The organism is Mycobacterium sp. NTMscope_MAC_269, assembly GCF_976985695.1.
In genome coordinates this window covers 1,905,365-1,932,057 of record NZ_OZ335668.1, presented here as the reverse complement: position 1 = coordinate 1,932,057, position 26,693 = coordinate 1,905,365, and the positions used below count along the sequence as shown (strand labels likewise).

Genomic DNA, 26,693 nt, shown 5'->3' with positions numbered 1-26,693 from the left:
CCGGGCGCGTGGGGCGGCCGAACACCATTGGGTGAGGTACGGTCCGGCGAGCGACAACCCCACGGAAAGCGAAACGCGATGGCCGACCCGAAGGACAACACCGCAACCGCATCTCCCGCCGAGCTGATCGATGCCAGGATCGAGGAGCTGGGGGACTGGCGCGGCGAGACGCTCGCTCGCCTCAGGCAGCTGATCAAGCGCGCCGTTCCGGACGTCGTCGAGGAGTGGAAATGGCGGGGCGTTCCAACCTGGTACCACGACGGGATGATCTGCACGGGCGAGACCTACAAGAGCGTCGTGAAGATGACGTTTGCCAAGGGCGCGTCGCTGCAGGATCCGTCGGGTCTCTTCAATTCCAGCCTCGAGGGCAATACCAGGCGCGCGATCGATTTTCACCAGGGCGACGCGATCGACGAGAAGGCGTTGATGGCGCTCGTCCGTGCCGCGGCGGAGTTGAACACGTCGTAAGGGCCGATCTGTACACCCGCGTAGCCGCTGCTGTACAGTCGCCCAGCACAAGGTCGATGCTCGAATGAGAGGCCAGCCGGTGACTTCCGAGTCGGTCGAGGAATTTCGGGGCCGGGCCCGAGCCTGGCTCGCCGCGAATATGCCACGACTCGATCCCGCCAGGGCGGCGTCGCTGGAGCGAGATCAGCTGCCGTCGTGGCACCGGGCGCGCGAATTGCAGAAGCTTTTGTGGGAGGGCGGATTCGCCGGCATCTGTTTCCCGCGCGAGTATGGCGGCCTCGGGCTGAGCTACGAATACAAGAAGGCCTTTGACGCCGAGTCGCTCGGCTACGAGACGCCGCTTCTGCTCAACGTCCCGTCCTTCGCCATCTGCTGCGCCACGATTCTCGACATGGGCAGCGAGGAGCAAAAGCGCACTCACATCCCCGCCGCGCTGCGCGGCGACGAGGTGCTGGTGCAGCTGCTCTCGGAACCCAGCGGGGGATCGGACCTGGCGGGCGTCATCACCCGCGCCGAGCGCCGGGACGGACGATGGATCATCAACGGCGCCAAGACCTGGAGCACCTGGGCATTCGCAGCCGACTACGGACTGTGCCTGGCCCGCACCAACTGGGACGTGCCCAAACACGAGGGGCTCACGATGTTCCTGGTGCCGCTTCACCATCCCGGCATCACGATCAACCGCGTCGAACAGGTCAACGGGTCGATCGAATTCTGCGAAGAGTTCTTCGACGACGTCGACGTGGGAGATGACGCCGTCGTCGGCGAGCCGGGCAAGGGCTGGGAAGTCGCGTCGCGCCAGCTCTATCACGAGCGCCGCAGCATGGGCGACGGTTCGGAGTACACCAGCGGCCCGGGAATCGCTGAGGCCGAAGATGTTTCGGTTGACCTGCTGTCGTTGGTCGACAGGACCGACCAGCACGACAGCGAACGGATCCGGGAAATGATCGGGCGCGCCCTGGTCCACCGCACGGTCCACGGTCAACTCAGCGAGCACGTCTTTCACGCCGTCGCCGGAGGCACCCTGCCGCCGACCGCCGGATCGATCATCCGGCTTTCGATGGCCGCAGTTCACGACGTCGAAACCGACACCGCCCTTGCAGTGTCGGGGACGTCGGCCGTGGTCGAGGACGCCGGCGCCTTGCTCGACATCGGGACGCGCTATCTGGGCCGGCAGACCGCCAGCATCGGCGGCGGCACCACCGAGATGGCGCGCAACGTGATCGGCGAGCGGGTGCTGAACTTTCCGCGCGAGCGCGCCGACGACCGCGGAGTTCCGTTCAATCAGGTGCGGCGCGGCAAAAGCCCGGGAGGCGAACGGAATTGAGCGAGAAGCTTCGTGACATCCGAGAGTTGGCGGGGGACACCGACGCCTACCGCGACGAACTGTACCGGCGCTGGACGGGCTTGCTGAGCTACCGCTACATCGGCCGCAAACACTCGTCGATGGATCTCGGCGAGACCGACGATACCGTCATCATCCGCCGCGACATGCGCAACGAGGCGGGCGGAATCATGGTGGCGCCGTTGGCCATTTCCTCCCCTGAGGGCTGCCAGACCGACATGGTCGCCGTGCCCAACCCGGTGATCGCATCGGTACAGATCGTCGACCCCGGCTACGACGTGAAAAGGGTCGAGATCGTCGGGTCCGGCATCGTGCACCAGGGCCGCACCATGGGCTACGGGCGATGCACGATCGTCGACGCAGACAACCCGAACCGGGTGATCGCCTTCAACGAGGGGCAGGGGGCGATCATCGGCATCCCACCCGAAGGCCTGGACAGGATGGATGTTTCGGGCACGGAGTTGGTGGTCGAGGATTCTCCGGAGCTGCCGCCGCTGTGGCGGGCCTTTGGCGCCAGCCGTCGCGGCGACGGCCACTGGATCCTGCCCGAGCTCAGCACCGAACTCGCGTCACCGGACGCCGCGCTGCACATCGGGCCCCAGCACGTCGTCCTCGAGACCGCGGCGATCGACCTGGCCGCCGAGGTGGCGGGAACCAAGAAGCTGCAGGTCGTCAGCTGGCATGTCATGTTCATGTCTCGCGGCAAGGTGGGGCCCTTCCGGGTCGAGGGCACCGCGCATTCCGGCGGTCCTGGGCGCGTCGGCGTGCGCATGCTGCTGCACGACGAGGGCAACGCCGACAAGGCCGTGACGTCTGCCGCGGCGGTCTTCGACGTCGTCGGCTGAGCCGGGTCCCGCGCCCGTTTGGGAGCTGGTTGGGATCGCCCAGGCGGGAAGGATAACCTTCCCGAAGGCGACGAAGGAGCGTGGTGGTCATGCAGGTTTCTATGTTCGGGCAACTCAGCGGATCGGGCAGTCAGTCGCCGATTGACGCGACGATCGCCAACCTCGAGATGCTGCGCGACGAGGGCTTCACGCGGGTGTGGATGAGTCAATTACCTTATGAGCCAGACCTTCTCACCATCCTGGCCATCGCGTTGCACGAGGTTGACACCATCGAGGTGGCCAGCGGTGTGGTGCCGATCCAGAACCTGCATCCGATGCTCATGGCGCAGCGCGCCCTCACGTTGAGCCTCGCCTCCGGTGGCCGCTTCACGCTCGGGCTCGGCATGACCCATCAGGCGGTCACCGAGGGGATGTGGGGCATCCCGTGGGACAAGCCGGTGCGCAGGCTCAACGAGTACCTCGACGGGCTGTTGCCGCTGCTGGGCGGTGAACCCGCCGCCGCGGCAGGGGAGACGGTGACCACCCGCGGTGCGCTGATGATCTCCGGCGCGCCGCGGCCCGACGTGTACATCGCGGCCCTGGGGCCGCAGCTGCTCAAGATCGCCGGGCGACGCACGTCGGGCACCTGCACCTGGATGACCGGCCCCAAAACGCTGGGCGAGCATGTCGGCCCAACGCTGCGGCAGGCGGCCGCCGATGCCGGCCGCGAGGGGCAGGTACGTGTCGCCGCGTCGCTGCCCGTCAGCGTCACCGACGACGTCGACGCCGCCCGCAAGCAGGCGGCCGAGCAGTTCGCGATCTACGGCCAGTTGCCGTCGTACCGCGCGATGCTCGACCGCGAGGGCTACGCGGGACCCCAGGATGCCGCCATCATCGGCGACGAGGACACCGTCCGCGGCCGGCTCGACGAACTGCGCGGCGCGGGCGTCGACGAGTACGTCGCCGCGGCATTCGATCCGTCACCGGAGGGCCGGGCTCGCACGCGGGCGCTGCTGCGGGCGTACGACTCCTGACCGTCGCGCCCGGCCTCGTTCACTATGGCCATACATAGCTTCCGGTACGTATGGTGCATAGACGAGCTCACACGACAGGAGTAGCGCAGTGGCAGAACGGTTGGCGGGAAAGGTCGCCCTCATCAGTGGCGGAGCCCGGGGGATGGGCGCATCGCACGTGCGGTCGCTGGTCGCCGAGGGAGCCAAGGTGGTGTTCGGCGACATCCTCGACGACGAGGGCAAGGCGGTGGCGGCCGAGGTCGGTGACGCGGTCCGCTACCTGCACCTCGACGTGACCAAGCCCGAGGATTGGGACGCGGCGGTGGCCACCGCCCTGGGCGAGTTCGGCCGCATCGACGTGCTGGTCAACAACGCGGGCATCATCAACATCGGCACGCTGGAGGATTACGCGCTCTCGGAGTGGCAGCGCATCCTCGACATCAATCTGACCGGGGTGTTCCTCGGGATCCGCGCCGTGGTGAAGCCGATGAAGGAAGCGGGCCGGGGATCGATCATCAACATCTCCTCCATCGAAGGCATGGCCGGCACCATCGCCTGCCACGGCTACACGGCAACCAAATTCGCGGTGCGCGGGCTGACCAAGTCGGCCGCGCTGGAACTGGGGCCGAGCGGAATCCGGGTCAACTCAATCCATCCCGGGCTGATCAAGACCCCGATGACCGATTGGGTCCCCGACGACATCTTCCAGACGGCGCTGGGCCGGGCTGCCCAACCCGTGGAGGTCTCCAACCTGGTGGTCTATCTGGCCAGCGACGAGTCCAGTTACTCCACCGGCTCGGAGTTCGTCGTCGACGGCGGCACCACCGCCGGGCTGGGGCACAAGGACTTCTCCAACGTGGAGACCGACGCGCAGCCGGACTGGGTCACGTAGCCCTCTGCCGCGAAACTGTAACTACCGACGCGTTTCCCGAGAAGCGGCGTCGGCAGTTACAGTCTCGCGGCGAAGTGGGTTATGTAGCGGCGCTTACCGATTCGCGCTCTTTGGCCGGTTGGGGCCACGGCGACGGGACCGGGCGTTGGCGCACATGTTGCGGCCACCAGAACCACTTGCCCAACAGTGCCGCAATCGATGGTGTCATCAGCGACCGCACAATCAAGGTGTCGAACAACAGACCCAGCCCGATGGTGGTACCCACCTGACCGATGACCGTCAATTCGCTGACCGCCATCGTCATCATCGTGAAGGCGAACACCAGCCCCGCTGAGGTCACCACCGAGCCGGTGCCGCCCATCGACCGGATGATCCCGGTGTTCAGGCCGGCGTGGATCTCTTCCTTGAACCGCGCCACCAAGAGCAGGTTGTAGTCGGCGCCCACGGCCAGCAAGATGATCACCGACATCGCCAGCACCATCCAGTGCAGCTCGATGCCGATAAGGTGCTGCCAGATCAGCACCGACAGCCCGAAGGACGCGCCCAGCGAAAGCAGGACGGTTCCCACGATGACCGCCGAGGCCACCACACCGCGCGTGATGAGCAGCATGATGATGAAAATCAGGCACAGCGAAGCGATTCCGGCGATCAACAGGTCGTAGGTGTTGCCGTCGCTGAGGTCCTTATAGATCGATGCGGTGCCCGCGAGGTAGATCTTGGAGCCCTCCAGCGGCGTGCCCTTGAGCGCCTCGTAGGCGGCCTTCTTGATCGCCCCGATGTGCGAGATGCCTTCCTGCGACATCGGATCGCCGTCATGGCTGATGATGAAGCGCACGGCGTGCCCGTCGGGGGAGATGAAGTTCTTCATGCCCTTCTTGAACTCTTTGTTGTTGAAGGTCTCCGGGGGCAGGTAGAACGAGTCGTCGTTCTTCGAGGCGTCGAACGCCTTACCCATGGCGCTGGAGTTCTTCTGCGCCTCTTTCTGCTGATCCTGCAGGCCCTTTTGGGTCGAATACATGGTCAGCATCGTGGTTTTCATGGCCTTCATGTTTTCGATCATGGAAGGCATCAGCGCCACCATCTGGGGCATCAGGGTGTCGAGATGATCCATGACCGGAAGCAGGCTCTCGATGTCATCGGTCATGGTGTCGATGCCGTCGAGGCCGTCGAAGACCGAGCGAATCGACCAGCATACCGGGATGTCATAGCAGTGCTTTTCCCAGTAGAAGTAGCTGCGAATGGGCCGGAAGAAATCCTCGAAATCGGCCATGTGGTCGCGCAATTCGTTGATGTCGATGGTCATGTCATGCATCTTTTTGACCATGACGTGCATGTCGTTGGCCATCTGCACGGTGATGCTGGACATCTTTTCCATGCTGTCGATGGTCGTCTGCATCATGTCGGCCTGGTGCAGCATGTCGGCCATCTGATCTTCTTGATACTTCTGGCTCATCTGCTGGCTGACGCCCTGCATGCTGATCTGGAAGGGAATCGACGTGTGCTCGATCGGCGTGCCCTGCGGACGGGTGATGGCCTGCACGCGCGATATGCCCGGGACCCGGAAGACGGTCTTGGCGATCTTGTCGATCACCAGGAAGTCTGCGGAGTTGCGCAGATCGTGGTCACTTTCGATCATCAGCACTTCGGGGTTCATCCGCGCCTGCGAGAAGTGCCGATCCGCGGCGGCATACCCCTCGTTGGCCGGAAGGTCCGTCGGTAGGTAGTTGCGGTCGTTGTAGTTGGTGCGGTATCCGGGCAGCGTCAACAAACCGACCAGGGCCACTCCGATGGTGACGACCAGGATCGGGCCGGGCCAGCGCACGACGAGCGCACCGATCTTGCGCCAGCCGCGAATCCGTTGTGTCCGCTTGGGCTCGAGCGTCTTTCGGAAACGCACCACCACCGAGATGACCGCGGGGCCAAGTGTCAACGCTGCCGCGACGACCACCACCATGCCGATTGCCAGGGGGATGCCCAGCGTCTGGAAGTAAGGCAGGTTGGTGAAGTGCAGACAGAACGTGGCGCCGGCGATGGTCAAGCCCGACCCGAGCACCACGTGCGCGGTGCCCTTGTACATCGTGTAGTACGCGTCTTCTCGGGACTCGCCGATAGAGCGGGCTTCCTGGTATCGGCCGATCAAAAAGATCGCGTAGTCGGTGGCGGCCGCAATCCCCAAGGTGACCAATAGGTTTGTCGCGAACGTCGAGAGCCCGATGAGCTTGAAGTAGCCGAGGAACGCGACCATTCCGCGCGCGGCCGACAGCTCGAGCACCACCATCACCAGCGTGAGCAACACCGTTATGATCGACCGATAGACCAACAGCAGCATCGCGATGATGACGCTGAACGTGGCCGCCGTGATGAGTTGCATGCTGCGGTCGCCGGCCTCGTGCTGGTCCGCTGACAGCGCCGCCGGGCCGGTGACGTAGGCCTTGACCCCCTTGGGCGGCTTTACACTCTTGACGATCTTCTGGACGGATTCCACCGACTCGTTGGCCAAGGCCTCGCCCTGGTTGCCGGCGAGGTAGACCTGGACGTAGGCGGCCTTGCCGTCGTTGCTCTGCGCGCCCGCTCCGGTCAGTGGATCGCTCCACATATCCTGTACGTGTTCAACGTGTTTGGTGTCGGCGTCGAGCTTTCTGACGACCTCGTCGTAGTAGGCGTGCGCATCCGCGCCCAACGGATTCTGACCCTCGAGGACGATCATCACCGAGCTATTGGATTTGTACTCGTTGAATATCGCGCCCATGCGCTTGGTCGCGACCACCGACTGCGCGTCGTCGGGGGCCATCGACACCGAGCGCATCTTGCCGACCTCCTCCAGCTGGGGGACGGAGACGTTGAGCACGGCGATGATCGCGATCCAGCCCAGGATGATCGGTACGGCGAATGTCCGGATGAGCCGGGGGATCTTGTCCCGCACGGGCTCGCTGGCGACGGGGATGGTGTCGGTACGGGCGTCGTTGAACGTTGTGCTCATGCGGATTTCACCATGCAGAAGGTCAGGGCGTGTACGCCGTGGGTGATGTTCTCGTCCTTGACTTCGTCATCGATGGTGATGCGGCAACCGAGCGAGTTGCCGTCGCTCTGTGCCGAAAGGTTCGGGAAGACCGAAGGGGCTGTGGTGGACAGGACCAGCGTCCACGGCAGCGGTGCGCCGTCGATCCGCTTCGGGTCGGCGGAGAGATCCAAGTAGTTCACGTTGGCCTGGCTAGCCGAGCCGAAGACTTCGTATTTGACGACCTTGGGCTTGAACGGCTTGGACTCATCGAGCCGCGGACTGGTCATGACGCCGGTGTCGTGGGCGCCGAAGAACGACTTGACCCGAGTGACGGCGAACCCGCCGACCAGCACAACCGCCACGATCAACAGCGGCAGCCAGGCGTTGCGCACAAGTCTCGATATCTGCACCTAGGTGATCCCTTCCTCATCACGCGGACGTGACGCGGATCAGCGTTTGCGCGACTGGAGGTCGTGGACAGGCGAGTGCCCACAAGTCGCACCGATCAACAACGAATTACGTCGATTGCTTTTTGGTTCGCGCGCAAGACCGTCAAACGCGGTGAAAGTCGCCGATCCCCACTGCTGACGTCCCCGGCACCGACACCCGGCTCACTTTGTTGCTGAAGCCTCCCCGGGTACCGCCACCAGCGCATAGTACATGATGTGCATATCTTGCAGTGTATGCAACATTTGCTGGTGGTGTTTCAGGTCACTTCGTAAAGATGCTGTTCACCAGGGCGGCGGCACGCTCAACATAGGGCATCGGCGTGTCGGCGGTTTCACTCGCCTCGCCGCTGGCCCAGCGTTCGAGTCCCGACCGCACCGCCGTCAGCGCCAGCGCGGAAATGAGCGCGGCCATCTCGTCGTCGGGCTGCATCGCCTGGCGGCGGACGATGATGTCGGTCAGCTGGTTTTGGAATCGTTCCAGATCGGCGAGGAACGCCGCCAGGACGGCGGGCGAGGTCTTGGCGAGTTCGAGCATGTGAGCCGCGTGCTCGCGCTGAGGGGGGACGTCGCGCAGGTGGTGCGCGGCCAGGGTGATCAGCTCGGCCAGGACGACGGAGTAGGGGGCGGGTCCGGCGGCGACGAAATCCTCGGCCAGCTCGGCGGGGATGTCCGAGGGGCCGTAGGCCAGCGCGGACTCCTTATTGGGGAAGTAGTTGAAGAACGTGCGGGTGGAGACACCGGCTTCGGCGCAGATTTCGTCGACGGTGACCTTGTCGAATCCCCGCTCCAGCGTGAGCCGCACGGCGGCGTCGCGGATGTCGGCGCTCGTCTGCCGGCGACGGCGCTCGCGCAGCCCCAGGGGATTGGCCATACCCATATAGTTGCACGTTGTGCACAGTTTGCAGTCAAAAGGTGCCATGTTGCCCGTGCGGAGGCAAGGCTCGCCCGGGTCGCCCGTTGAACGGGGCCGCGTTAAGGTCCATCGGTGTGGCGCACCATAATTGTTCTCGCACAACACCATTCGGCTTCCCGCGGAGTTGCAGGAGCTGGGCTCGGGCGGATCATCCGCTCGGGGTGAGGGCGCCCCGCAAATAGTCGCATTGGCTTTCGAAGAACTTCGCCGAGATCGCGGCCTTATCGGCGATCTGGTCGAACGCGTGAAACGCGCCCGGAACGATCTCCTCCTGCACCGGAACGCCCGCCTCTCGCAGGCGTCGCGCGTACTCCAGACTCTCGGAGTAAAAGAGGTCCAGCGTTCCCACGCCGATCCACGCGGGCGGCAAGCCGGACAAATCCTTCCGGCGAGCCGGTGCCGCCTCTTCGGGATCGGCCCCGTTGAGATACCACTGCCAGGCCAATTGATTGTCGGACTCTGTCCACATGATCCGCTTCGGGCCGTCGCGCCTGGCTCCGGTGCGATCGTCGAGTTGCGGATATACCAGCATTTGGAAGGCGATTTTGACGTCGGCGCGGTCGTGCGCCCGCTGCGCGACCGCGGCGGCGAAATGGCCGCCGGCGCTGGCGCCGCCCACGGCGACTCGATCCGGGTCCACCCAGGGCTGGCGCGCCAGCCAGAGCAGGGCCGCATAACAGTCCTCGACCGGTATCGGGTACGGATGCTCGGGCGCCAACCGGTGTTCCACCGCCGCGACGGCGACGCCGGTGCGCTGCGACAGCTGGCGGAGGTACTTATCGTCCTGGGCGGCGTGACCCATGATGGTGCCGCCGCCGTGGATCCACAGCAGCGCGGGTGCGTGGTCGGGCAGGCCGGCCGGGCGGTGCAGACGGACGCTGACGTGCTCGTTGACCGCGGCCTCCGGCACGGTGCGGATGCGGCCGGCGTTGCCCATCAGGTTCATGAGGGTGCGCTGCAGCTTGTAGCCGCGATGCAAGGCATAGCCCCGGGGCACGAATCGGGCGACCTTGCGAAGACCGGGGTCCAAGATGTGGGGCGAGGTGAAGGCGTTGTCGGGGAGCCTGTTTGCCATCGAATGCCCTCTGTTCCCTTGCACCGGCAGACATGCTGACCATACAGGACGGACGTAGTGTCCACGGGCGGAAATTGGACGACTTTGAGCGGCCTGGGCTGTGGTCATCCTTTGGACCAAGCTATCTATGCATTAGCCAAGCGGCACAGCCCGTTTCAGGGTGTCTCGTCGTCGGCGTCGGTCAGTGCGCGCACGACGTGACCGAACATCGTCTCTTTGATCGCTCCGAGCGTGCCCGCATCCTTGCCTCCCAGGGGGCGAAGCTCGTCGACCGCCGTGTCCGTGACCGCTTCCGCCGGAACCACGACGTCGACGATGCCGAATCGTTCCGCATCGGGTCCGCTGAAGCGGCGGCCCGTCGTCATCGAGGCCACCGCGGCGCGAGGAGTGAGTTTGGATTGGATGAGCGCGGCCATGCCGGGGTTGAACGGGATCCGGATGTCGACCTCGGGAAAGCAGAAGTACCCGCGATCGTCGCGCATCGTGCGAAAGTCATGCGCGACGGCCAGCATCGCTCCAGCGCCGAACGCGTGGCCGACGATGGCGGCAGCCGTCGGAATCGGCAGGGTCAGCACGCGCGTGAGCAGATGGTGAACCCGGTTGATGTACCACTGGCCCCGGTCGGTGTTTGCGCTCAGCCATTCCAAATCCAGGCCGTTGGAGTAGAACTTTCCGCCGGCGGTGGTGACCAGGCCGTGGGCGCCGTCCGAGATGGCTTGGTCAAGTGCATGATCTACGTCATCCAAAAAGGCTGGGGAGAAACGATTCTCGTCGTCGCCCAGGCGAAGGATGGCGACCTTGTCGGCATAGTCCAATTTCACAGTCATGTGTTCCTCTGTATTCCACTCGTATTGCTCACGGAAGGTCAGCGGCGCCGTTGCCGCTGAGGGGGAGGCCCGACCTCGAGCACGGCGCGCACGGCCGCGTGCAGGTGCGCTCGCGCGGTGGCGCTTCGGAGGCGATTTCGCTGGAGCAGCAGCGCGGTGGGCAGGTCGACGACGCAGCTGGTTATCGTGTCCACCGCGGCCGCGTCTTTGCGGTTCCACGCCATGACCGCAAGCCGCACCATCAAATCGACGAGAAGTTTGTCGAGGCTTCGCAATTCATCGGCAACATCGTCAGGGACATCGTCGGCGAGCACTTCTTCGCGGCGTACACGCAACAGGAGCGTCGATGAGCCGGGGTATTGCTCTGTGAAGACCACCGGTGCGTCGGCGGCGGCCACCACGGCTTCGATAGGACCACCAGCGGCGTCGTCGACCAGTGCCGTCTGTACCGCCAGGAAGCGCCGGCCCGCCCGCAGCCACGTCCGGCCCATCAGCCCGGCTCGCGAGGTGAACGTGTGGTACACAGCGCCGTTGGACATGCCCACGGCGGCGCCGACCGCGCGGATGGTGACCGCATTCGGGCCCGACCGGGCCACGAGGTCCTCGACGGCGTCGAGCACGACGTCGGGATCATGCATACGCGGGCGCGGCACGCGGCCACTATAACAGAGCAGGCGCTCTATTACGTATCGACGTCCGGTCAAAGGTGCGCGGATCGACGATGAGAGCTCAGGAGCCTCAGTCGGCACAGCTTGTGAACGTTGCCACGGGTTAGCATCGGATGTCCGGACGTCGATGCGGGGGGTGGGCTTTGGCTGCGATACCGGTCATCGCGCTCACCGGTCATCTCGGCGCCGGCAAGACGACGCTGCTCAATCACCTGTTACGCCAGCCCGGCGCACGAATCGGTGTGGTGGTCAACGATTTCGGTGACATCAATATCGACGTGGGCCTGGTGGCCGGCCAGGTCGACGAGCCGGCCTCCATCGCCGGAGGATGCATCTGCTGCCTGCCCGACGGTGGCGGGCTCGATGACGCGCTCATCAAGCTCGCCGACCCGGCTCGGCGCCTCGATGCCATCGTGGTGGAGGCCAGTGGTCTGGCCGACCCCGTGGCGATCGCGCGCATCATCGGCTTCAGTGAGATACGCGGGGTCCGGGCCGGTGGGCTCGTCGATGTGGTCGATGCCGTGCACCACTTCGACACGGTCGATCGCGGCACACTCGCGCCGATGCGCTATGGGGCGGCGTCGCTGATTGTGGTCAACAAGCTTGACCAGGTCCCAGAGAAGGAGCGGTCGGCTGTCGTGCAGCGTGTCACACAGCGAGCGGCGCAACGCAACCCGCGCGCACATGTCGTGGGCACAACCGGTGGCCGGATTGACCCCGAGCTGCTCTTCGACGTGTCCGCGACGTCCGGGCAGGGCGGGCAGCTTTCCTTTCTGGATCTAGTGTCCGAGCACGACCATGACCACGTCCATGCCGATGCCGTCACCGTCAGCAGCGACGGATGCGTCGACCCCGACGCCCTGTTCGACCTTCTCGAGCAGCCGCCGCAGCACGTGTTCAGGCTTAAGGGCGTCGTGGCGGTGCGGCACCGCGCGACTGTCCAGAGCTACATCGTCAACCTGGTGGGTGGCGCAATCCACATCGGCAAGGCGCCGCCGGGGGCCACGGCCAACTGCCTGGTGGCGATCGGGATGCATCTCGACGTGCCCGCCGTTCGCGCGCGACTCGACAACGCGCTGCTGCCCACGCCGGGTGCGGCGTCGGCGCAGGCCGTGCGGCGGCTTCAGCGCTACCGGCGACTTAGCGCGTGAGCAATGATCCGGCAAGATACCGTCGTGATGTCATCTTCGCTGGGCGACGTGCTCGCCACCTTGGAGCTCGAGCGGGTCAACCAGTGGCTCTTTGTCGGGCAGCAACTGCCCGCGCCCGCCAACCACATTCTCGGCGGACATATTTCGGCTCAGGCTTTGTTGGCGGCAAGCCACACCGCGCCGGGCCGGGCACCGCACAGCGTCCACACGTATTTCCTGCGGCCGGGTGATTCGCGTCGGCCGGTTGACTTCGAGGTTGTTGATCTCCAAGAAGGCCGGACGTTTTCGTCTCGGCGGGTCACTGCACGCCAAGACGGCAAGATCCTGATGGAGGCGATGTCGTCGTTCAAAGTCACCGATTCCGCGCCCGCCCAGGTCGCCTACCAACCCCCGATGCCGAAGGCTTGTAGCCCAGAGTCGCTACCGTGGGTTGCGCCGCACCTGGCGGAGTCCGACGCGAGCACCCAAGGGCGGTGGGCGAGCCTGCGCTGGTTCGAGCGCCGGATCATCGACACCGAGCCCGCCCCGCCCGCACGGGCGCCGATGTGGTGGCGACCCGATGGGGCGGTTCCCGACGATTCGGTGCTGACCGCCAGCCTCGTGACCTACCTGTCGGCGGTGACGCTGACCGAGCCTGCTTACGCAGCGCGCGGCGGTGTCGGAGGATCGGCTCAGCGTGACCATTCGGTGTGGTTCCACGCTCCGGCGACGTTGTCGGATTGGCTTCTCTACGACCGGTCGTCGCCGAGCAGCGCTGGTTCGCTGGCGCTGGCGAGTGGGACGATGTTCAACCGCAGCGGGGAACTGGTGTGCACCGTCAAACAAGAGATGTACTTCCCGCCGCACACACCCTGAACCGCAACCGCTTCAGACACACTGTCCGGCAAAGGAGATGACGAATGACCAGGATCGCACCTTCGACCGCTTTCGCCGCGGTGCCAACGGAGGAACTCGGCCAAGGGGACCGGATCAACCTCGGAGTCGCCGCCATTGTTGGTCGCCTGCCGGCAGTCGCCGAGGCGCTTGGCACGTTGAACTCGGCGCTGCGCGCCAGCGGAACCCTACCGCCGCGGCTCATCGAACTCATGCGCCTGCGCATCGCGTTCTTCAACCAATGCCGAAGCTGCATCGCGGTGCGCTACCAAAGCGCCATCGACGACGGCCTTGATGAGGACGCCGTCTGCTCGTTGGAAAGCCCCGCCGACGCGGAGAACCTTTCGCCAGCCGAACGTTCGGCTTTGCGCTTCGCCGAACTGTTCGCCACCAACCATCTCGCGATCGACGACGGGGTTTACGACGATCTACGCGCGCACTTCACCGAGGACGAGCTGGTCGAGCTCGGCCTCCACTGCGCCATCGCATTGGGTATTGGCAGGCTGTCGGCTACCTGGGATGTCAGTGACGACCTTCCTGACGGCAACGGCGCATCCGAACCATTGGCTCCCTGGAACTCTGCCTCGGTGGTCGCCTCGGGCTAGGCGGGCCGGCTGCACGTCGTCAATGTCCCTGCGCTGCAAGGATATTCGTCACAGTGACGTATTGACGGCGATAGGCGGGGAGAGTGCAGGGGGAGTCCGTCCGCGGGCCGGTTCGGGTATGCGGGCTTTCTGCGGCTCCGCCTATCACCCGCGGACGCGTGGACGGTCAATGCCGCGCGTGCCGGCGCCAAGTGTGACGAAGGTCAACCGGCAACAGTGGCGTAGGTCATAGCCCAACCGAGGTTCATCGGGTCATCCTGACCGTTCGTTTGCATATCTAACGGCTGGGAGCGCGATGGGCAACCTTGACTTTGCCTATGACTTGACCCTCGATGAGGCGCGCAGGCGCAGCGCTGTGCTCGACGCGATCGGTGACGACTGGGACCCGGTCGCCGTCCTGGGCGAGGAGCAGAAGGCCTACGACATGCTGTACTCGAATCTCGACGACGAACAGCAACGGGTCTACGACGAGTTGGTCCGCGCCGGCGTTCTGCCCGAACGGACCAGTGCTCGTGCTGCCGATTGATCCGACCGCCGACCGCGGCCGCCGCGCATGGCTGCCGTGCCCGCGCTGCGACCACCGCACGAAATGCGGTGATTGCCGAAGCACCCGAAATTGCGACACGCACTGGCAGTACCTGCTGAGCAACAAGGGCACGCTGGTTCACCTGCAGTGTTCGGATTGCGGCCACCTCTGGTCGACCGACACCCATCGTCGTTCGCGCCCCACGCGGTGGGGCTAGCGGTCGAACTATTCCGGCTACTGTTGCTTCCCAAAAGCATTGCGCCGCAATCATATTCGTCACAGTGACGTATTGGTGGCGATAGGCGGGAAGGGGAGATCGGGGCGTCTGGGGGACGGTGCGGGCTGCAACGCCCTGGTGGGCCGCGGGGTACGGCGTTCCGGCCCCGTTGGATCGGTGAGGCCCGGAGTGTGTGCGAGGGTGGCACCACTAAAGCCACGCCTGCTGACGGCCGGAACCGGGGCCCGGGCGATAACCCGAAAGCCCAGGTGACCCATCGCAATCCGTCACAGTGACAATTTGATGCCTGTCTGGGTAAGAGGCGGGGAGAAACGATCGCCCCCGTTTTGCGCGCGATGGGCCGTCCAGTTGGAACGACGCTCAGTTGTCGGTCCGTCGGAGCGCGGTTTGCATTCGGCACCTCTGCGGGTGGGCAAGTGCAGTGGGCGTCAGCCGTTGGGCCGCTGGCTCAACGTCTTGGCGCCCGCCGGGTGACCTGATGAACTTAATGGTCAGCTTGTACCGATAAGCGACATTATGTCAGATATCCGAAAGGCCACGCGAGTGCTCACGGCCACTTCTCCGCGTGCCCGAGTTCGGCCTAGAGTCGTTCCCGTGCGATTGGACCGCGGCAACGCCGAGTCTGTGTTCAGGCTGGGATGTCAAGACGGTGGCCGCGCATCTCGCTTGCTCTGTGGTCGATGGTTTATCTGGGGCTCCCTCCGCCCGCACGTCCGAATCGGCTTCACAGAGAAAGGACCTGACCGTTGTCACGCCTAACCGGGCGGGAGGCCGGCGATTCTCGATCCATGCGGGGGTCAGCGACGATCCGAATCAGCGCCCCACCCTCGGCTGTATGGAACCTGGTCAGCGACGTTACCCTGATCGGACGATTCAGCCCAGAGACCACCGCAGCCGAATGGCTCAACGGCGCAACAGGTCCCAGTCCCGGCGTGAAGTTCCGGGGCCGGGTCAAACGCAACGAAAGAGGACCCACCTACTGGACGTCCTGCATGATCACCGAATGTGAACCCAATCGAGTATTCGCTTTCACGGTGCGCTCACGACCGATGGGACTTCCGATCGCACCCAATAACACCGTCTGCCTGACATGGCGCTACACATTCGAACCCGCGAATAGCGATGGAACGCTGGTCACCGAGCAGTTCGAACTCGACGACATCCCCGCGATGCGCCTGTACTGGCGGATGCTGGGCTGGCTGCGCGGACCTCGAATGATCAACGACATGAAGCGCACACTGCGCGCACTGAAAAATACAGCCGAGGACCCCGGGGCCGTACCCAGACCTGCGGAATAGGTACGGTCAGCAAACTGGCGGACCGCACTTGCCACTAGTTTGCCCAGAATAATCGTTAGTCGGCCTCTGCCATCGCGCGGTAACCATCCCACACACTTGAGTAGCGCGGCTTCCACTCGGTGGACGCCCGGAACCGGTTGTTGCTGACTCGCAGGGAGCGAGTGATCGACGTGGTGCGCTTCCCGAGTAGCAAACCGGCGCGGCCGGGAGCGCGAAGCCACGCAGCGGTTCCCACGGCCTCAGCCAGGGCGTTGGTGTTGTCGCGCGCGGTGACGGGTTGGTCGTCTACGACGTTGTAGGTACCGGTCGGCGCTTCGAGGGCGGCGGTGACCGCGTCGGCGCCGTCGGCGAGATGTATTGACGAGACGTAACTGTCGGGGCGGCCGGCCTGAAATCCGATGTGGTGACGGGCGAGTGCCATGAACTGTTCGCTGTGGGCGGCGCCGGGGCCGTAGAAGATGCCAAAGCGCAGGACCACGGCTACTCCCCTCTCTTGGGCGAATCGGCGGGCGTTGGCTTCGGCGGCACGGTTTCCGGCTGCAGTGGGAAGGGGGTCGGTGGGCCAGTCCTCGTCGATCCAGCTGTCGCCTCCGTCGCGGTAGAACATCACGACTGACTCCTGAATCAGCCGCGGGACGCCGACTTTGAGGGCGGCGTCGACCACGTTGGTGGAGCCTTCGCCGCGGACGCGGTGGTTCTCGGTCCAGGCCGACATGACAATCATCTTGTGTGTCGCCGGCAGCGCCGTGGCGAGATTCACCACCGCGTCATGGCCATCGAATGCACGGCAGAGCCCATCACGATCGAACAGGGACACCGAGACTGGTCGCGCCCCTTGCCCGAGCAGGGTTGCGGCTTTGCCCGGTGTGCGAGCCAATGCCGACACGGTGTGTCCCGCGGCGACCAGGGCGGGTACCGCGTAGGTGCCGATAGCACCGGTGGCACCCGTGACGAAGATCCGCATCAACCACTCCCTCTAACTCTGAACGCGTACTACGTCGGGTTGAAGATCACCGGCACGCTGAGCGGGCCGCGGATGGCCGGTGCGTCCCGCCAGTGGACTGGCCCGGCCAGGGCAGGTTGGCGGACAAGGATTTTCGGTAGCGCGGTTCGCAGTTCGAGCTGTGCGAGGGCGGCGCCCAGGCAGTAGTGGGCGCCGTACCCGAACGACAAAGGCGCGGGCCCGGATCGGTCGAGCCGGAAAGTCTCAGGTTGGTCGAACACGGCAGGGTCTCGGTTGGCGGCGGCGACGACAGCGAGAACCGTTTGACCGGAGGCGATCTCGACCCCCGCGATGGTGTGGTCAGTGGTGGCGGTGCGCGCGGTGGATTGCACTGGGCCGTGCAGTCGCAGCAGTTCGGTCACCAGCGCCGGGTCTTCGGGATCAATACGGTCAACGAGGCGGCTGCCGTCGTCGGCCGGGGTGAGCAGCGCGATCAGGCCGGCGCCGAGCATGTTGGCGGTGGTTTCGTGGCCGGCGACGGCGATCAGGACCGCGGTCGCCACCACCTCCTCCAGTGAGACTGCGGGGTCGGCGGCGATGAAGCTGAGCAGATCGTCGCCGGGGTGAATCCGGCGATCCGCCGCCAAGGGAAGGAATTCGGCCATCAACGCGGCGCCGGCGCCGGCGCCGGCGGCGATCTCGTCAGGGTCGGCGAGGGTGCCCAGCATCCGGATGATCACCGGCGACAACTCCCGCAGCAGCCGGGCGCTGCCGGGTTCCAGATTCAGCCAACCCCCGATCACCGCGATCGGCAGCGGCAGCGCAATCTCTGCCATGAAGTCGAACGCCACCCCGGCTTCCGGCTCTTCGATCAGAGCCGCGGCGATTGCCTCAACCCCCTCACGCAGCTCGGTGACGAAAGATCGGGTGAACACGTCACTCGCCGCGCAGCGCAGACGCTGATGATTGGCGCCATCGGCGAACAGCATGGACCCGGCGAACATGTCGGCGCTGAGCGGATCGATCGCGGCCCGCGCCAACGGGTTGGCCAACGGGTCACTCGTCCAGCCGGGCCCGCCGAGGATCTCGCGCGCCGCCCCGTAGCTCAGGGCCAGCCAGGCCTGCGCGGTGTCATCCCACACCACCTCCCCCTGGGCGCGGCGCGCCTCGTAGAACGGGTAGGGGTCGGCGGCATCCCACGGCAACCGGATGCTGGCGAGGTCAGTGCTGGTCATGGTCATCAACTCCAAACAGCAAGCCCCGCTGGGAAACCCACGCGAGGTGTTGGCGGCCCAGCTCGGTGACTGGGGGCGCGACACCGTCCATGTCATCGAGCAGCGCCCGGGTGTAAATGGTGGCGCGCAGCGCGGAGAACACCGCATTCATGGACAGGTTGATCCGGGAGAAGAACACCAGATCGGCCGGAATCGACATCTGGCGCATCGGGTGATCGGGAGCGCGGACATCGAGCAGGAACTGGATCGCTCGCGCGGAGGCCTGCTCGGTGTAGGTCGCCGGCTGGCTGTCGAGGGTCTCGTAGAGGATGCCCTGCCACCACCGGTAAATGTCGTCGGCGGTCAGCGGGGAATCGGCGGTGAAGAAACCGTTGTCGATCATGATCTCGCGCAGGTCGTCTTTGCGGGCGTCGGCGGCGGCGCGCACGACTTGGACGATGCGTTGGCGTTGGGGCTCGGTCAGGTGCTTGACGCAGCCGAAGTCGACGAACCCGACGGTGCCGTCAGCGCCGAAACGGTAGTTGCCCGGGTGCGGATCGGCGTGGAACAGGTTGGCGTGCCGGTAGGAGCCGAACACGAACCGGGCGATGATCTCGGCCCACCGATTTTTGAGGTCTTGGTCGGCGTGTTGGGCTGCAGCCCAGTCCATTCCGTCGAGATAGGTCATGGTCAGCACCTGGCCTGAGGAAGCCTCAGCGATGACCTCGGGTACCCGGATGAAGGGATGCTCGCGGTACAGATTGGCGAAGACGGTGATGTTGGCGGCTTCACGCCGGTAATCGACTTCCTCAGAAATGCGGTCGGCGATTTCGATTGAGGCACTGTCGATGTCGGGCATCGCCGCACCGAATGCACCGGCGGTCAAACGGAACAGTGTGGTGAGCAGCTCGGTGTTGGCCAGGTCGTCCTGGATCGCTTGGGCGACACCGGGGTATTGGATTTTGACGGCAACCTGGCGGCCGTCGCGCAGCACGGCGCGATGGACCTGGCCGATGGACGCCGCGGCCATGGGCTCTTCGCTGAAGTCAGCGAACACTGCATCGATCGGCCGACCCAACTGAGTTTGCAAGAGCTGCATCGCCAGTGCGGGGTCCATCGGCGGGGCATCAGCCTGCAGCCGGGTCAGCGCCCGTTGATACGGGGACAGCTCACCATCGCCCAGCGCGCCGGTGTCCACCATCGACACCATCTGCCCGGCCTTCATCAGCACGCCTTTAGAACGACCGAGTAATTCCGCGTAGCGCTCGGCGTTGCGCTCATGGAATCGCGCCACCGCGCTGGTGTCGCCGGTCTTCTCGCGCAGCCCGGCCAGCATGCGTCCGCCCGCCGCGCGGGCGGTGAAGCCGGCCATGGGCATCGTGCGGCGGACTCGGCCGCGCGGAACCGGCGCCCCAGTCTCGGTCATCGCGGCCCCCTCCCAGCGCTCGGAGCTTGATATAGTGACCTATTACCGAATATAAGCAACTACTTATGAGGCGGTCAAGGGTGACGACGACCACCAAAGAACGACTGGTCACCGAAGCAATGCGACTCTTCGGCCAACAGGGCTACCGCGCGACCAGCGTCAACCAAATCGAAAAAGCAGCAGGCCTAGTACCCGGGTGCGGAGCGCTCTACAACCACTTCAAAACCAAGCAGGAACTCCTGTCCGCGGTCATCGACCGCCAACTCGACCGCCGTCGCGCTATGCACGACATCAGTGCACTGTTCGCCGGCCGCGGCGACCTACGCACCGAACTGTCACTGCTCTGCCGCTATCTGATCAACGTCCTCGAGCAGGAGAGTGAATTCCTGCAAGTCGCCGCCCGCACACCCGTCGAAGAATCGCCCCGCCTCACCGACGCGTACGCCGCCTTGGTCGACGGCCTCTACAGCGAACTCGGTGACTGGATCACCGGCGGTGCCCCAACCCTGGACCCAGCTGAGGCCAAGCGAATTGCCGCCATCGGAATCGACGCGCTACTCGGCCGCTGCGCATCGCGAATCGTGTTCCACGCCAACCACATCGACAGCAACGACGAGCACTACATCACTGACTGGACCGACATGATCGCCAACCGGATTGCGCGACCTGCGAGTTAATGCCGGGCCGACGACTCGAGCGTGCGCGGCAGTGCTCGATCAGTTGCGGCACATTCCTCGGCCCGCGCAATTCGCTGGTGACCGATCCGGTTGGGGTGCTCAAGGGGCTTGGGCGCCTACTGAGCTAACAATCGGTGATCCTCTCCCCCAGTCGATCGGGGAATATGCACGAATCGAATATGGAGACTTACCGGTAGTAGGTTGGTTCTTCGCATGTAGTGCGAGTACACGTGCTGCTAATAGTCGCGCACACGATCGTTTGATCGTGAACTTTCATTCACTGCCCGAGGGTAAGTAGGGAGTCGATAACCGCGTCACTGATCAGCCATGGGGCCATGTCCGCAGCCATCTGTCGAAGGGACTCGACGAGGAGCGTTCGGCGTTCGGCGCTGTGGACTAGAACATCAAGTTCGTTAGCGATCGTGATATGGCAGAAGCCGCAAACCTCGGAGGCTGTCGGGGCGGAATGCGTGCCTGTGAACCGATTGACGATCACAACCCCGGCGTTGGGACAGCGGAAGCTTGGATAGCTCGATCGGCGATCACAGCTGCCATAGAGATAGACCAATGATTCTGCTCGTTTTCCGATGCGGTCCACCAGGATGTGTCGTGCTCGTGTGGTCAGCAGTGCCGGCGCGAATCTTTCAGTGCCGTACGCTGCATGACACAGACCAGCGAGGCGGGCATCCCAATCGAGCCCCCACGCGGAGAGCCTGTGGTACACGCGGACCAGGTGCTGGAGAAGCGATCCGCCGGGATGCTCGATCGACTCGGCTCCCTGTTCACGCAGCCAATGGACAACCGATTCGGCGTCCCTGTCCACTTCCATATCCAATGCAGTCAGTCGTCTGGTTACGAGAACTGTTGCTGCTCAACATCACTTGCGCCAGCGGATCGCCGAGGAATCGGCTGTGATACCTGGATCGGTGGTTAACGGACTTCGAACCATTCATCGTGAAGTGTGCCCGTCCCCGCCGCATTGTCGCCGACAACGACGCCGCGAAACACCGCATGCACGTGGTTGAGCCAGCGGTACCGGTCGCAGCCGGTTTCAAAATGCACCGCCCCCCGTAGGATCGCGCCGCCCCCAAAGCCGCTCGACAGGTCGCAACGACCGCCGCCGTAGAGGTAGATCACGTAGCCGTCCTCGGTCTCAACTGTGCCGCGATAATCCATCGTGCCCGTACCGTCCGCGCCGACGATCACCCAATCGGCGCAGGCGTGGGGCCTCGCATGCGCGCGAACGCCTCGACCCTCGAGCGTCCCCTGGGTCATCTCGACAATCGCTCGGGTGCCAGCCGGAGTTTCAGGCAAGACGATGTAGGGAGCCAGCGACCACACTCCCCGAAATAGCGGGACCAGCGACGCGTCCTCCTCGACACCGGGCAGTCTGTGCTGAATGTCGTTCATCGACAGCATTGGAGGCTCCTATACCTTGGCTACTCAAGGTATAACTTCTTTACTTTGAGAAGTCAAGGTATCCTTTTGGTATGAACCAGCCTCGGATCCGCCGCCGTCCCGACGAGGCCAAGTCGTTAATCCTCAAAGCTGCTGAGGAATTGCTGGTGGAGGGCGGCCCCCGCGCCGTGGAGGTACGTGCTGTCGCCGACCGGGTGGGTATGACCGATGCCGGTGTCAACCATCATTTCGAGGGCCGCGACGGTCTGCTCGTCGCGCTGTTACGTCACGGCGGTGGGCGCGTTCGCAACGCGATCGAGCACGCCACCCAGGACTGGGTGCGCCGCGGCGCGCAGGTCTCAAAGCTCGTGGACTGCATCGCCGACGTGTACGCAGACGGCTATGGGGAACTCGCGATGGCGCTTCATGCCGCCGGGTGGCGCGATGACGGTGGCGGGATTCTCGATCCGGTCGTCGATGCACTGCATGCCGCCCGCAAGGGGTCCGGCGGTCGTCGCCCGTTGCGTAGCGATACACGCCTGGCGGTCGCCGCCTTGCACCAGGCGGTGGCCACCGAATCCGCCTACGGGGCGGCATTTCGCCGTAGCGCAGGAATCGAGGAACCTGAAGCCAGCCGACACCGACGACAACGGCGGTGGTGGGTGAACACACTCGTTACAGTTTTGGACATCGATCAGCCCGCGACGTCTGCGTGAAGCTAATCCTGTTCGCGACATCGCCGGTAGCCAGCAAGCTACTGCCAACATCGCGGTTCATACGATGCGCCCGACCACCCGGCCGCACTTCGACGTCCACCAGCGGCCCCTCCCCTGTCCCCACTCGCTCGATCCGACACTCCGCACCGAGAGGAATTCCGCGGCATCAAATATGATGGGTTCCCCGTAGAGGGAAATTGCGTTCTGCACCAATAACTTCCAAACGCCGCTAATCCAGCGTCGTCTCGCCAGAGTTAGGTTGCGGTGCACTGTCCGAATTCGGCCGGGTTTCCAGAACCATCTGACAGCTACAGCCCGGATGGCACGTCCTTGCCGTTGACCGTCACCTCGACCTGGCCGGTCTTCGGGTTGTACTCGATCTTGCCGTGCTCGAAGTTCGACACGAACAGATCGCCAACGGTGTTCACGTCGCTGGTCGGAAAGCCCAGCGGACCTGCCGACCCGTTAGTGCCGGTGACCGCAGGCACGCCGTTCGGGTCGCGTGGGACATTCCAGGCCTCCCGGATCTTGCCCGTGGTGATATACGCGGGCGTGCCGGCCTGGTCGTTCTGTGCGGTGATCACCCCGCCCTGGAACTGCTGAAATACCAAGCCGCTCTCCCGTTTTCCCGCGTTTCGGTCACCTGTCAGCGGCTTGCCGAGAGCCTTCTTCTGATCCTCGGTGGCCGACAAGTACTTGGCGGCGATCGAGCCGGTCAGAGTCACCTCGACGTCCCGGTCCCCAGTGAGCTTCACCTCGGTGGGTGGCGCCGGAGTCTTAGACGTGGACGTGGCGTTCACCCCGCTCTGAGGCGGCGCGGACGCGTCGACGCTCTTGCCATTGCTGCAGCCCACGGTGATCAGCGCTGCGGCCGCCAGGCCGACGACTCCGGCCCGGCGGTATGTGATCGTTCTCATCGGCTCCCTCTCGCGTCGTCCTGTGGTGGGTCAAGTCGCAGCTGACCCTGCTTGCCCGGCCGAAACTGAAATCGAACCCCTCGAGCTGCGCGAGCGGTCGCGGTCTTCGTGGCTCCGAACGAACTTACGCGCAGTCTTCGACGGCGAGCCAGAGCGCCTGAGTTGGTCGAATTCCATGACACCCCATTCCCCGCGGTCCTGCCGTCAAGCGGCCCCGCGATCACTCCATCGGGCGATCACCTGGCCGGCGAAGTCAAGCATCTGATCCAGGCTGGAAAACATTGCGAAGGCGTCCACGATCGCCTCATCAGCACCGGAGCCGGCGAGGCGCTCGAGCCTGTCCGCAACAGCGTCAACGGACGTGCCCGGTTCGAGGTTGATCCGCATCGCCGTCTTCAGCGCGTCCGGATCGCGGCCGGCGTCCTTCGCCGCATGGCGCGCAATCGACCACAAGTGGTCGGTGACCTCGTCCTGCAGCCCCTCAACCCCGAGCCAGCCGGTGCCGCTGCGGCCGACCCGGCGCATCGCGGCCTCGCTGGCACCGCCGATCCAGATGGGCGGACCACCGGTCTGGACCGGGCGCAGGTCAGCATGGACCGGCGGCAGCGAGAAGAACTCGCTGTCCCAGGACACCGGGGTGGTCGTCCACCACTCGTGCAGGAACGCCAGCAGATCGTCGAGCATCTGTCCGCGCCGGCGCCAGTCCGCGCTGCGGGCGATGTCGTGTTCGTCCTTCATCCATCCGATTCCCACGCCAACGTCGAGGCGGCCGTCGCTGAGCACGTCGAGCGTGGTGAGCAGCCGGGCCAGGTGCACCGGCTCGTAGTAGAACGTGCTGAGCGTGCTGGCGTTCAGCCGCACCCGGCTGGTCGCCGTCGCGGCGACCGTCCACAGCAGCACCGGATCGAGGTAACGGGTCATCTGAGACGGGTACGGCTGCTCTTTACCCGGATAGGTGCTGTGCATATCAACCGGCGTGACCAGGCGATCGCCGACCCACAGCGTGTCGTAGCCAAGGTCCTCGAGTCCGCGGCAGAACGCGCTCAGACCGGCGGCGCTGCTGATAGCGGGCCCGACGATGGGCAGTGCGAAACCAAGCTTCATCGCAAGAATCCTTTCGGTGATCGATCAACCATTACTAGGGCGCACCGCTCCCCCGTTCGTTTGCAGCATGGGGGCGGCGGTGCGGCTCAGGCGGGAACGGCGGCGCCGAGCGCAAAGTCGAAATTCCCCACCCCGTGACGGGCGAGACCCATCATGACCAGGCCCGTCCCTTCCAGCCAATGCGCCATGTTCAAGCCACCGACGTCCAGCGGGCGCAGCCCGAGGCTCTCGATGAACTCGCCCACTCCCGCCTTGGCGCGCGCGTCGTCGCCGGCCATGAAGACGTCGAGCGTCCGGCCCTGGTCCAGGACCACGCCGAAGATGGTGTTGAATGCCTTCACCACGCTGGCGCTGGCCGGGGCCGCCTTGGCAACTTCCTGCGCGATCGAGGTGTCATCGGGGATGGCCAGCCCATCGGCGGTGGAATTGAAGGGATTGCTGATGTCGACGATGACCTTGCCGGCGAGGGCCTCTCCATATTGGGCGACGACCGGAACGACATTGGCGTACAACAGCGAAACGATGACGATGTCGCCTGCCGGAACGGCGCCGAACTCCCCCGTTGTGGCGCCGTCGCCGAGAGCCTCGGCCAGGTCGGCCGCCTTGGATTGATCGCGGCCGATGACCTCGACGGTGTTGCCGCCAGCTACCGCCAACGCGCCGATGGCGCGGGCCATGTTTCCGGTGCCAATGATGCTGATGTTGCTCATGGAGTGTCCTGTCTTAGATTCAAACGCCCAAAAGGTTGACACGTCCACCGTAAGCAGATTTTGATGATGCGTCAACCAACTGGGGTAGCATGGAGGCTGATGGAACCGAACTGGCTCAACTCTCGTGAAGACCGCGCGTGGCGGGCCTTCCAGCATGCGCATCATCGACTCGACGTGCACCTGAACAGGGGGCTGCAGGAATCGGGCCTGTCCGGGGCCGACTACGAGATCCTGGCGGTGCTCTCAGCTCACGACGGGGGCCGCATGCCCGCCCGCGACCTGTGCAACACCTTGGGCTGGGAGAAGAGCCGTGTCTCCCACCAGGTGCGACGCATGCAGAAGGACGGGTTGATCTGTCGTGAACCTAACCCCGACGATGCCCGCAGCACGATGGTCTGCCTGCTGCCGGCCGGCCGCGCCGCCATCGAGAAGGCGGCACCCGGGCACGTGGCGGACGTCCGCCGGAAGTTCATCGACCTGCTCACCCCGGCTGAGCTCGACATGCTGGCCGCCCTCAACGAACGAGTCCTGCGCCACCTGGCAGAAGACGGCGACTCCCCCGCCGAAGACGAGCTCTCATAGCCTTCATGCGCGTGACCAACGACGGCCCAGCATCCCGTCGCTCAATCTTTTAGTGGCCGACATCGGGTCAGGGCCACAACAACGTGTGTTCCCAGCGGTCAGCATGGCGGCGATATTGCACGCGGGTGTGCATGCGTTGCTCGTCGGCTTGCCAGAACTCGACCACTTGCGCGGCCACCACATACGCGCACCAGGAGGGCGACACAAGTTCAGGGTCGTCGATGAGTCGTTGCCGTGCGTCGGCGACGGCGCGTTCACAGGTGGCCCGGCTCTCTAGCGGCTTGCTTTCGGCGCTGGCCAATGCCACTGCCCGGGCACCAATTCCGCGGGATAAGAAGTCGGCCGCGTTGAGGTTGGGCCCGCCCGCTTCGACGGGGCCGCGTACTCGTACCTGACGGGCGAGCTGGGGCCAGTAGAACGTCAGGGCGGCCACGGGACGACGGGAAAGTTGGTCCCCTTTGGCGCTTTCGGCGTTGCTGGCAAACCACCAGCCCTGTTCGTTGAGGTCCTTCAAGATGAGGACCCGGGCGTCAGGGTGCCCGTCGGTGTCGCATGTAGAGAGCGTCATGGAGTGGGGTTCGGAGACACCGGCGTGGACCGCGTCTCGCAGCCACGACTCGAACAACTGGATCGGGCCGTTAGACAGACTGGTCGTGTCGAATTCCGGCACCGACGCGGTGAACACAGGAAGCGAACGAAGAAAATCGCGCATCCGATGACCCTAAAGCAGCGTAGGTCCGCATCGCTGAACATCGCCGTGGCGACCAACCGGAGGCAAACTAATCGCCGGCATTTCTCGGCGTTAGTGCGTTTGCGGAGCTGTCTAGGCTAAGTGCGCAG

At 64.8% G+C, this 26,693-nt stretch carries 28 protein-coding genes; 13 read left to right on the top strand and 15 right to left on the bottom strand.

Annotated features, from left to right (window positions below; genetic code table 11):
• Positions 1-78 precede the first annotated feature (78 nt).
• The 5 genes from ACZ50Z_RS09075 to ACZ50Z_RS09055 all read left to right on the top strand — a co-directional run bounded on the left by ACZ50Z_RS09075 (position 79) and on the right by ACZ50Z_RS09055 (position 4,542).
• Complete coding sequence (locus ACZ50Z_RS09075; RefSeq protein WP_464483251.1) at positions 79-468, top strand: DUF1801 domain-containing protein; 390 nt, start codon at positions 79-81, stop codon at positions 466-468.
• 79 nt (positions 469-547) lie between these two features.
• Positions 548-1,795, top strand: a complete 1,248-nt coding sequence (locus tag ACZ50Z_RS09070; RefSeq protein WP_464483250.1) for an acyl-CoA dehydrogenase family protein — start codon at positions 548-550, stop codon at positions 1,793-1,795.
• Entirely contained in the window at positions 1,792-2,658 is an 867-nt protein-coding gene (locus tag ACZ50Z_RS09065; protein ID WP_464483249.1) for a hypothetical protein, read from the top strand. Before ACZ50Z_RS09070 ends, ACZ50Z_RS09065 begins: the two co-directional genes overlap by 4 nt.
• Positions 2,659-2,747: 89 nt before the next feature.
• A complete protein-coding gene (locus ACZ50Z_RS09060) occupies positions 2,748-3,671 on the top strand; it encodes a TIGR03564 family F420-dependent LLM class oxidoreductase (protein WP_464483248.1) in 924 nt (307 codons plus the stop codon).
• 88 nt (positions 3,672-3,759) lie between these two features.
• The gene (locus ACZ50Z_RS09055; RefSeq protein ID WP_464483247.1) at positions 3,760-4,542 is read left to right on the top strand and encodes an SDR family oxidoreductase; all 783 of its coding nucleotides are present in this window, start codon (positions 3,760-3,762) and stop codon (positions 4,540-4,542) included.
• A 79-nt stretch (positions 4,543-4,621) separates the two neighbouring features.
• Here the strand turns inward: ACZ50Z_RS09055 and ACZ50Z_RS09050 are convergent, their stop codons facing one another.
• From ACZ50Z_RS09050 to ACZ50Z_RS09025, 6 genes are all read right to left on the bottom strand, one after another.
• Positions 4,622-7,522, bottom strand: coding sequence for an MMPL/RND family transporter (locus tag ACZ50Z_RS09050; protein WP_464483246.1), 2,901 nt, complete (start codon positions 7,520-7,522; stop codon positions 4,622-4,624).
• Positions 7,519-7,953 carry an MmpS family transport accessory protein gene (locus tag ACZ50Z_RS09045; RefSeq protein WP_269475017.1) on the bottom strand — a complete coding sequence of 145 codons (435 nt, stop codon included), beginning with the start codon at positions 7,951-7,953 and terminating at the stop codon, positions 7,519-7,521. Before ACZ50Z_RS09045 ends, ACZ50Z_RS09050 begins: the two co-directional genes overlap by 4 nt.
• A 301-nt stretch (positions 7,954-8,254) precedes the next feature.
• Positions 8,255-8,863: a TetR family transcriptional regulator gene (locus ACZ50Z_RS09040; protein ID WP_064938789.1), complete on the bottom strand. Its 609-nt coding sequence runs from the start codon at positions 8,861-8,863 to the stop codon at positions 8,255-8,257.
• A 190-nt stretch (positions 8,864-9,053) separates the two neighbouring features.
• Positions 9,054-9,980: an alpha/beta hydrolase gene (locus ACZ50Z_RS09035; RefSeq protein WP_464483245.1), complete on the bottom strand. Its 927-nt coding sequence runs from the start codon at positions 9,978-9,980 to the stop codon at positions 9,054-9,056.
• Between the two features lie 155 nt (positions 9,981-10,135).
• The gene (locus ACZ50Z_RS09030; RefSeq protein ID WP_464483244.1) at positions 10,136-10,807 is read right to left on the bottom strand and encodes an enoyl-CoA hydratase-related protein; all 672 of its coding nucleotides are present in this window, start codon (positions 10,805-10,807) and stop codon (positions 10,136-10,138) included.
• 38 nt (positions 10,808-10,845) lie between these two features.
• Positions 10,846-11,460 (bottom strand): TetR/AcrR family transcriptional regulator, encoded by a 615-nt coding sequence (locus ACZ50Z_RS09025; RefSeq protein WP_464483243.1) that lies wholly within the window; start codon positions 11,458-11,460, stop codon positions 10,846-10,848.
• Positions 11,461-11,618: 158 nt separating this feature from the next.
• On the opposite strand from ACZ50Z_RS09025, the gene ACZ50Z_RS09020 reads away from it, so the two are divergent.
• The 5 genes from ACZ50Z_RS09020 to ACZ50Z_RS09000 all read left to right on the top strand — a co-directional run bounded on the left by ACZ50Z_RS09020 (position 11,619) and on the right by ACZ50Z_RS09000 (position 16,166).
• A complete protein-coding gene (locus ACZ50Z_RS09020) occupies positions 11,619-12,626 on the top strand; it encodes a CobW family GTP-binding protein (RefSeq protein ID WP_464483242.1) in 1,008 nt (335 codons plus the stop codon).
• A 27-nt stretch (positions 12,627-12,653) separates the two neighbouring features.
• Positions 12,654-13,481, top strand: coding sequence for an acyl-CoA thioesterase (locus ACZ50Z_RS09015; protein ID WP_464483241.1), 828 nt, complete (start codon positions 12,654-12,656; stop codon positions 13,479-13,481).
• Between the two features lie 44 nt (positions 13,482-13,525).
• Positions 13,526-14,104, top strand: a complete 579-nt coding sequence (locus ACZ50Z_RS09010; protein WP_464483240.1) for a carboxymuconolactone decarboxylase family protein — start codon at positions 13,526-13,528, stop codon at positions 14,102-14,104.
• 295 nt (positions 14,105-14,399) lie between these two features.
• On the top strand, positions 14,400-14,630 hold the full coding sequence (locus tag ACZ50Z_RS09005) for a DUF6400 family protein (RefSeq protein ID WP_464483239.1): 231 nt from the start codon (positions 14,400-14,402) through the stop codon (positions 14,628-14,630).
• Positions 14,631-15,656: 1,026 nt separating this feature from the next.
• A complete protein-coding gene (locus tag ACZ50Z_RS09000; protein WP_464483238.1) occupies positions 15,657-16,166 on the top strand; it encodes an SRPBCC family protein in 510 nt (169 codons plus the stop codon).
• A 55-nt stretch (positions 16,167-16,221) separates the two neighbouring features.
• Here the strand turns inward: ACZ50Z_RS09000 and ACZ50Z_RS08995 are convergent, their stop codons facing one another.
• The 3 genes from ACZ50Z_RS08995 to ACZ50Z_RS08985 are packed head-to-tail and all read right to left on the bottom strand — an operon-like array spanning position 16,222 to position 19,749.
• Entirely contained in the window at positions 16,222-17,130 is a 909-nt protein-coding gene (locus tag ACZ50Z_RS08995) for an NAD-dependent epimerase/dehydratase family protein (RefSeq protein ID WP_464483237.1), read from the bottom strand.
• Between the two features lie 29 nt (positions 17,131-17,159).
• Complete coding sequence (locus ACZ50Z_RS08990) at positions 17,160-18,344, bottom strand: cytochrome P450 (RefSeq protein ID WP_464483236.1); 1,185 nt, start codon at positions 18,342-18,344, stop codon at positions 17,160-17,162.
• Positions 18,331-19,749 carry an ABC1 kinase family protein gene (locus tag ACZ50Z_RS08985; RefSeq protein WP_464483235.1) on the bottom strand — a complete coding sequence of 473 codons (1,419 nt, stop codon included), beginning with the start codon at positions 19,747-19,749 and terminating at the stop codon, positions 18,331-18,333. Before ACZ50Z_RS08985 ends, ACZ50Z_RS08990 begins: the two co-directional genes overlap by 14 nt.
• A 119-nt stretch (positions 19,750-19,868) precedes the next feature.
• On the opposite strand from ACZ50Z_RS08985, the gene ACZ50Z_RS08980 reads away from it, so the two are divergent.
• Entirely contained in the window at positions 19,869-20,426 is a 558-nt protein-coding gene (locus ACZ50Z_RS08980) for a TetR/AcrR family transcriptional regulator (protein WP_464486142.1), read from the top strand.
• Between the two features lie 277 nt (positions 20,427-20,703).
• On the opposite strand, the gene ACZ50Z_RS08975 is transcribed toward ACZ50Z_RS08980, so the two are convergent.
• Together ACZ50Z_RS08975 and ACZ50Z_RS08970 are read right to left on the bottom strand one after the other, a co-directional pair.
• Entirely contained in the window at positions 20,704-21,249 is a 546-nt protein-coding gene (locus ACZ50Z_RS08975; protein ID WP_464483234.1) for a DUF6817 domain-containing protein, read from the bottom strand.
• A 107-nt stretch (positions 21,250-21,356) separates the two neighbouring features.
• On the bottom strand, positions 21,357-21,845 hold the full coding sequence (locus ACZ50Z_RS08970) for a DUF3237 family protein (protein ID WP_464483233.1): 489 nt from the start codon (positions 21,843-21,845) through the stop codon (positions 21,357-21,359).
• 71 nt (positions 21,846-21,916) lie between these two features.
• Here ACZ50Z_RS08970 and ACZ50Z_RS08965 point away from each other — a divergent pair, with 71 nt between their 5' ends.
• Positions 21,917-22,540, top strand: coding sequence for a TetR/AcrR family transcriptional regulator (locus tag ACZ50Z_RS08965; protein ID WP_464483232.1), 624 nt, complete (start codon positions 21,917-21,919; stop codon positions 22,538-22,540).
• A gap of 308 nt (positions 22,541-22,848) precedes the next feature.
• Here the strand turns inward: ACZ50Z_RS08965 and ACZ50Z_RS08960 are convergent, their stop codons facing one another.
• The 3 genes from ACZ50Z_RS08960 to ACZ50Z_RS08950 all read right to left on the bottom strand — a co-directional run bounded on the left by ACZ50Z_RS08960 (position 22,849) and on the right by ACZ50Z_RS08950 (position 25,271).
• Positions 22,849-23,457, bottom strand: coding sequence for an LGFP repeat-containing protein (locus tag ACZ50Z_RS08960; RefSeq protein ID WP_464483231.1), 609 nt, complete (start codon positions 23,455-23,457; stop codon positions 22,849-22,851).
• Between the two features lie 204 nt (positions 23,458-23,661).
• Positions 23,662-24,561, bottom strand: a complete 900-nt coding sequence (locus ACZ50Z_RS08955; protein WP_464483230.1) for a TIGR03619 family F420-dependent LLM class oxidoreductase — start codon at positions 24,559-24,561, stop codon at positions 23,662-23,664.
• A gap of 86 nt (positions 24,562-24,647) precedes the next feature.
• On the bottom strand, positions 24,648-25,271 hold the full coding sequence (locus ACZ50Z_RS08950) for an NADPH-dependent F420 reductase (protein WP_464483229.1): 624 nt from the start codon (positions 25,269-25,271) through the stop codon (positions 24,648-24,650).
• A 99-nt stretch (positions 25,272-25,370) separates the two neighbouring features.
• Here ACZ50Z_RS08950 and ACZ50Z_RS08945 point away from each other — a divergent pair, with 99 nt between their 5' ends.
• A complete protein-coding gene (locus tag ACZ50Z_RS08945) occupies positions 25,371-25,853 on the top strand; it encodes a MarR family winged helix-turn-helix transcriptional regulator (protein ID WP_464483228.1) in 483 nt (160 codons plus the stop codon).
• Between the two features lie 67 nt (positions 25,854-25,920).
• On the opposite strand, the gene ACZ50Z_RS08940 is transcribed toward ACZ50Z_RS08945, so the two are convergent.
• The gene (locus ACZ50Z_RS08940; protein WP_464483227.1) at positions 25,921-26,565 is read right to left on the bottom strand and encodes a pyridoxine/pyridoxamine 5'-phosphate oxidase; all 645 of its coding nucleotides are present in this window, start codon (positions 26,563-26,565) and stop codon (positions 25,921-25,923) included.
• Positions 26,566-26,693 lie beyond the last annotated feature (128 nt).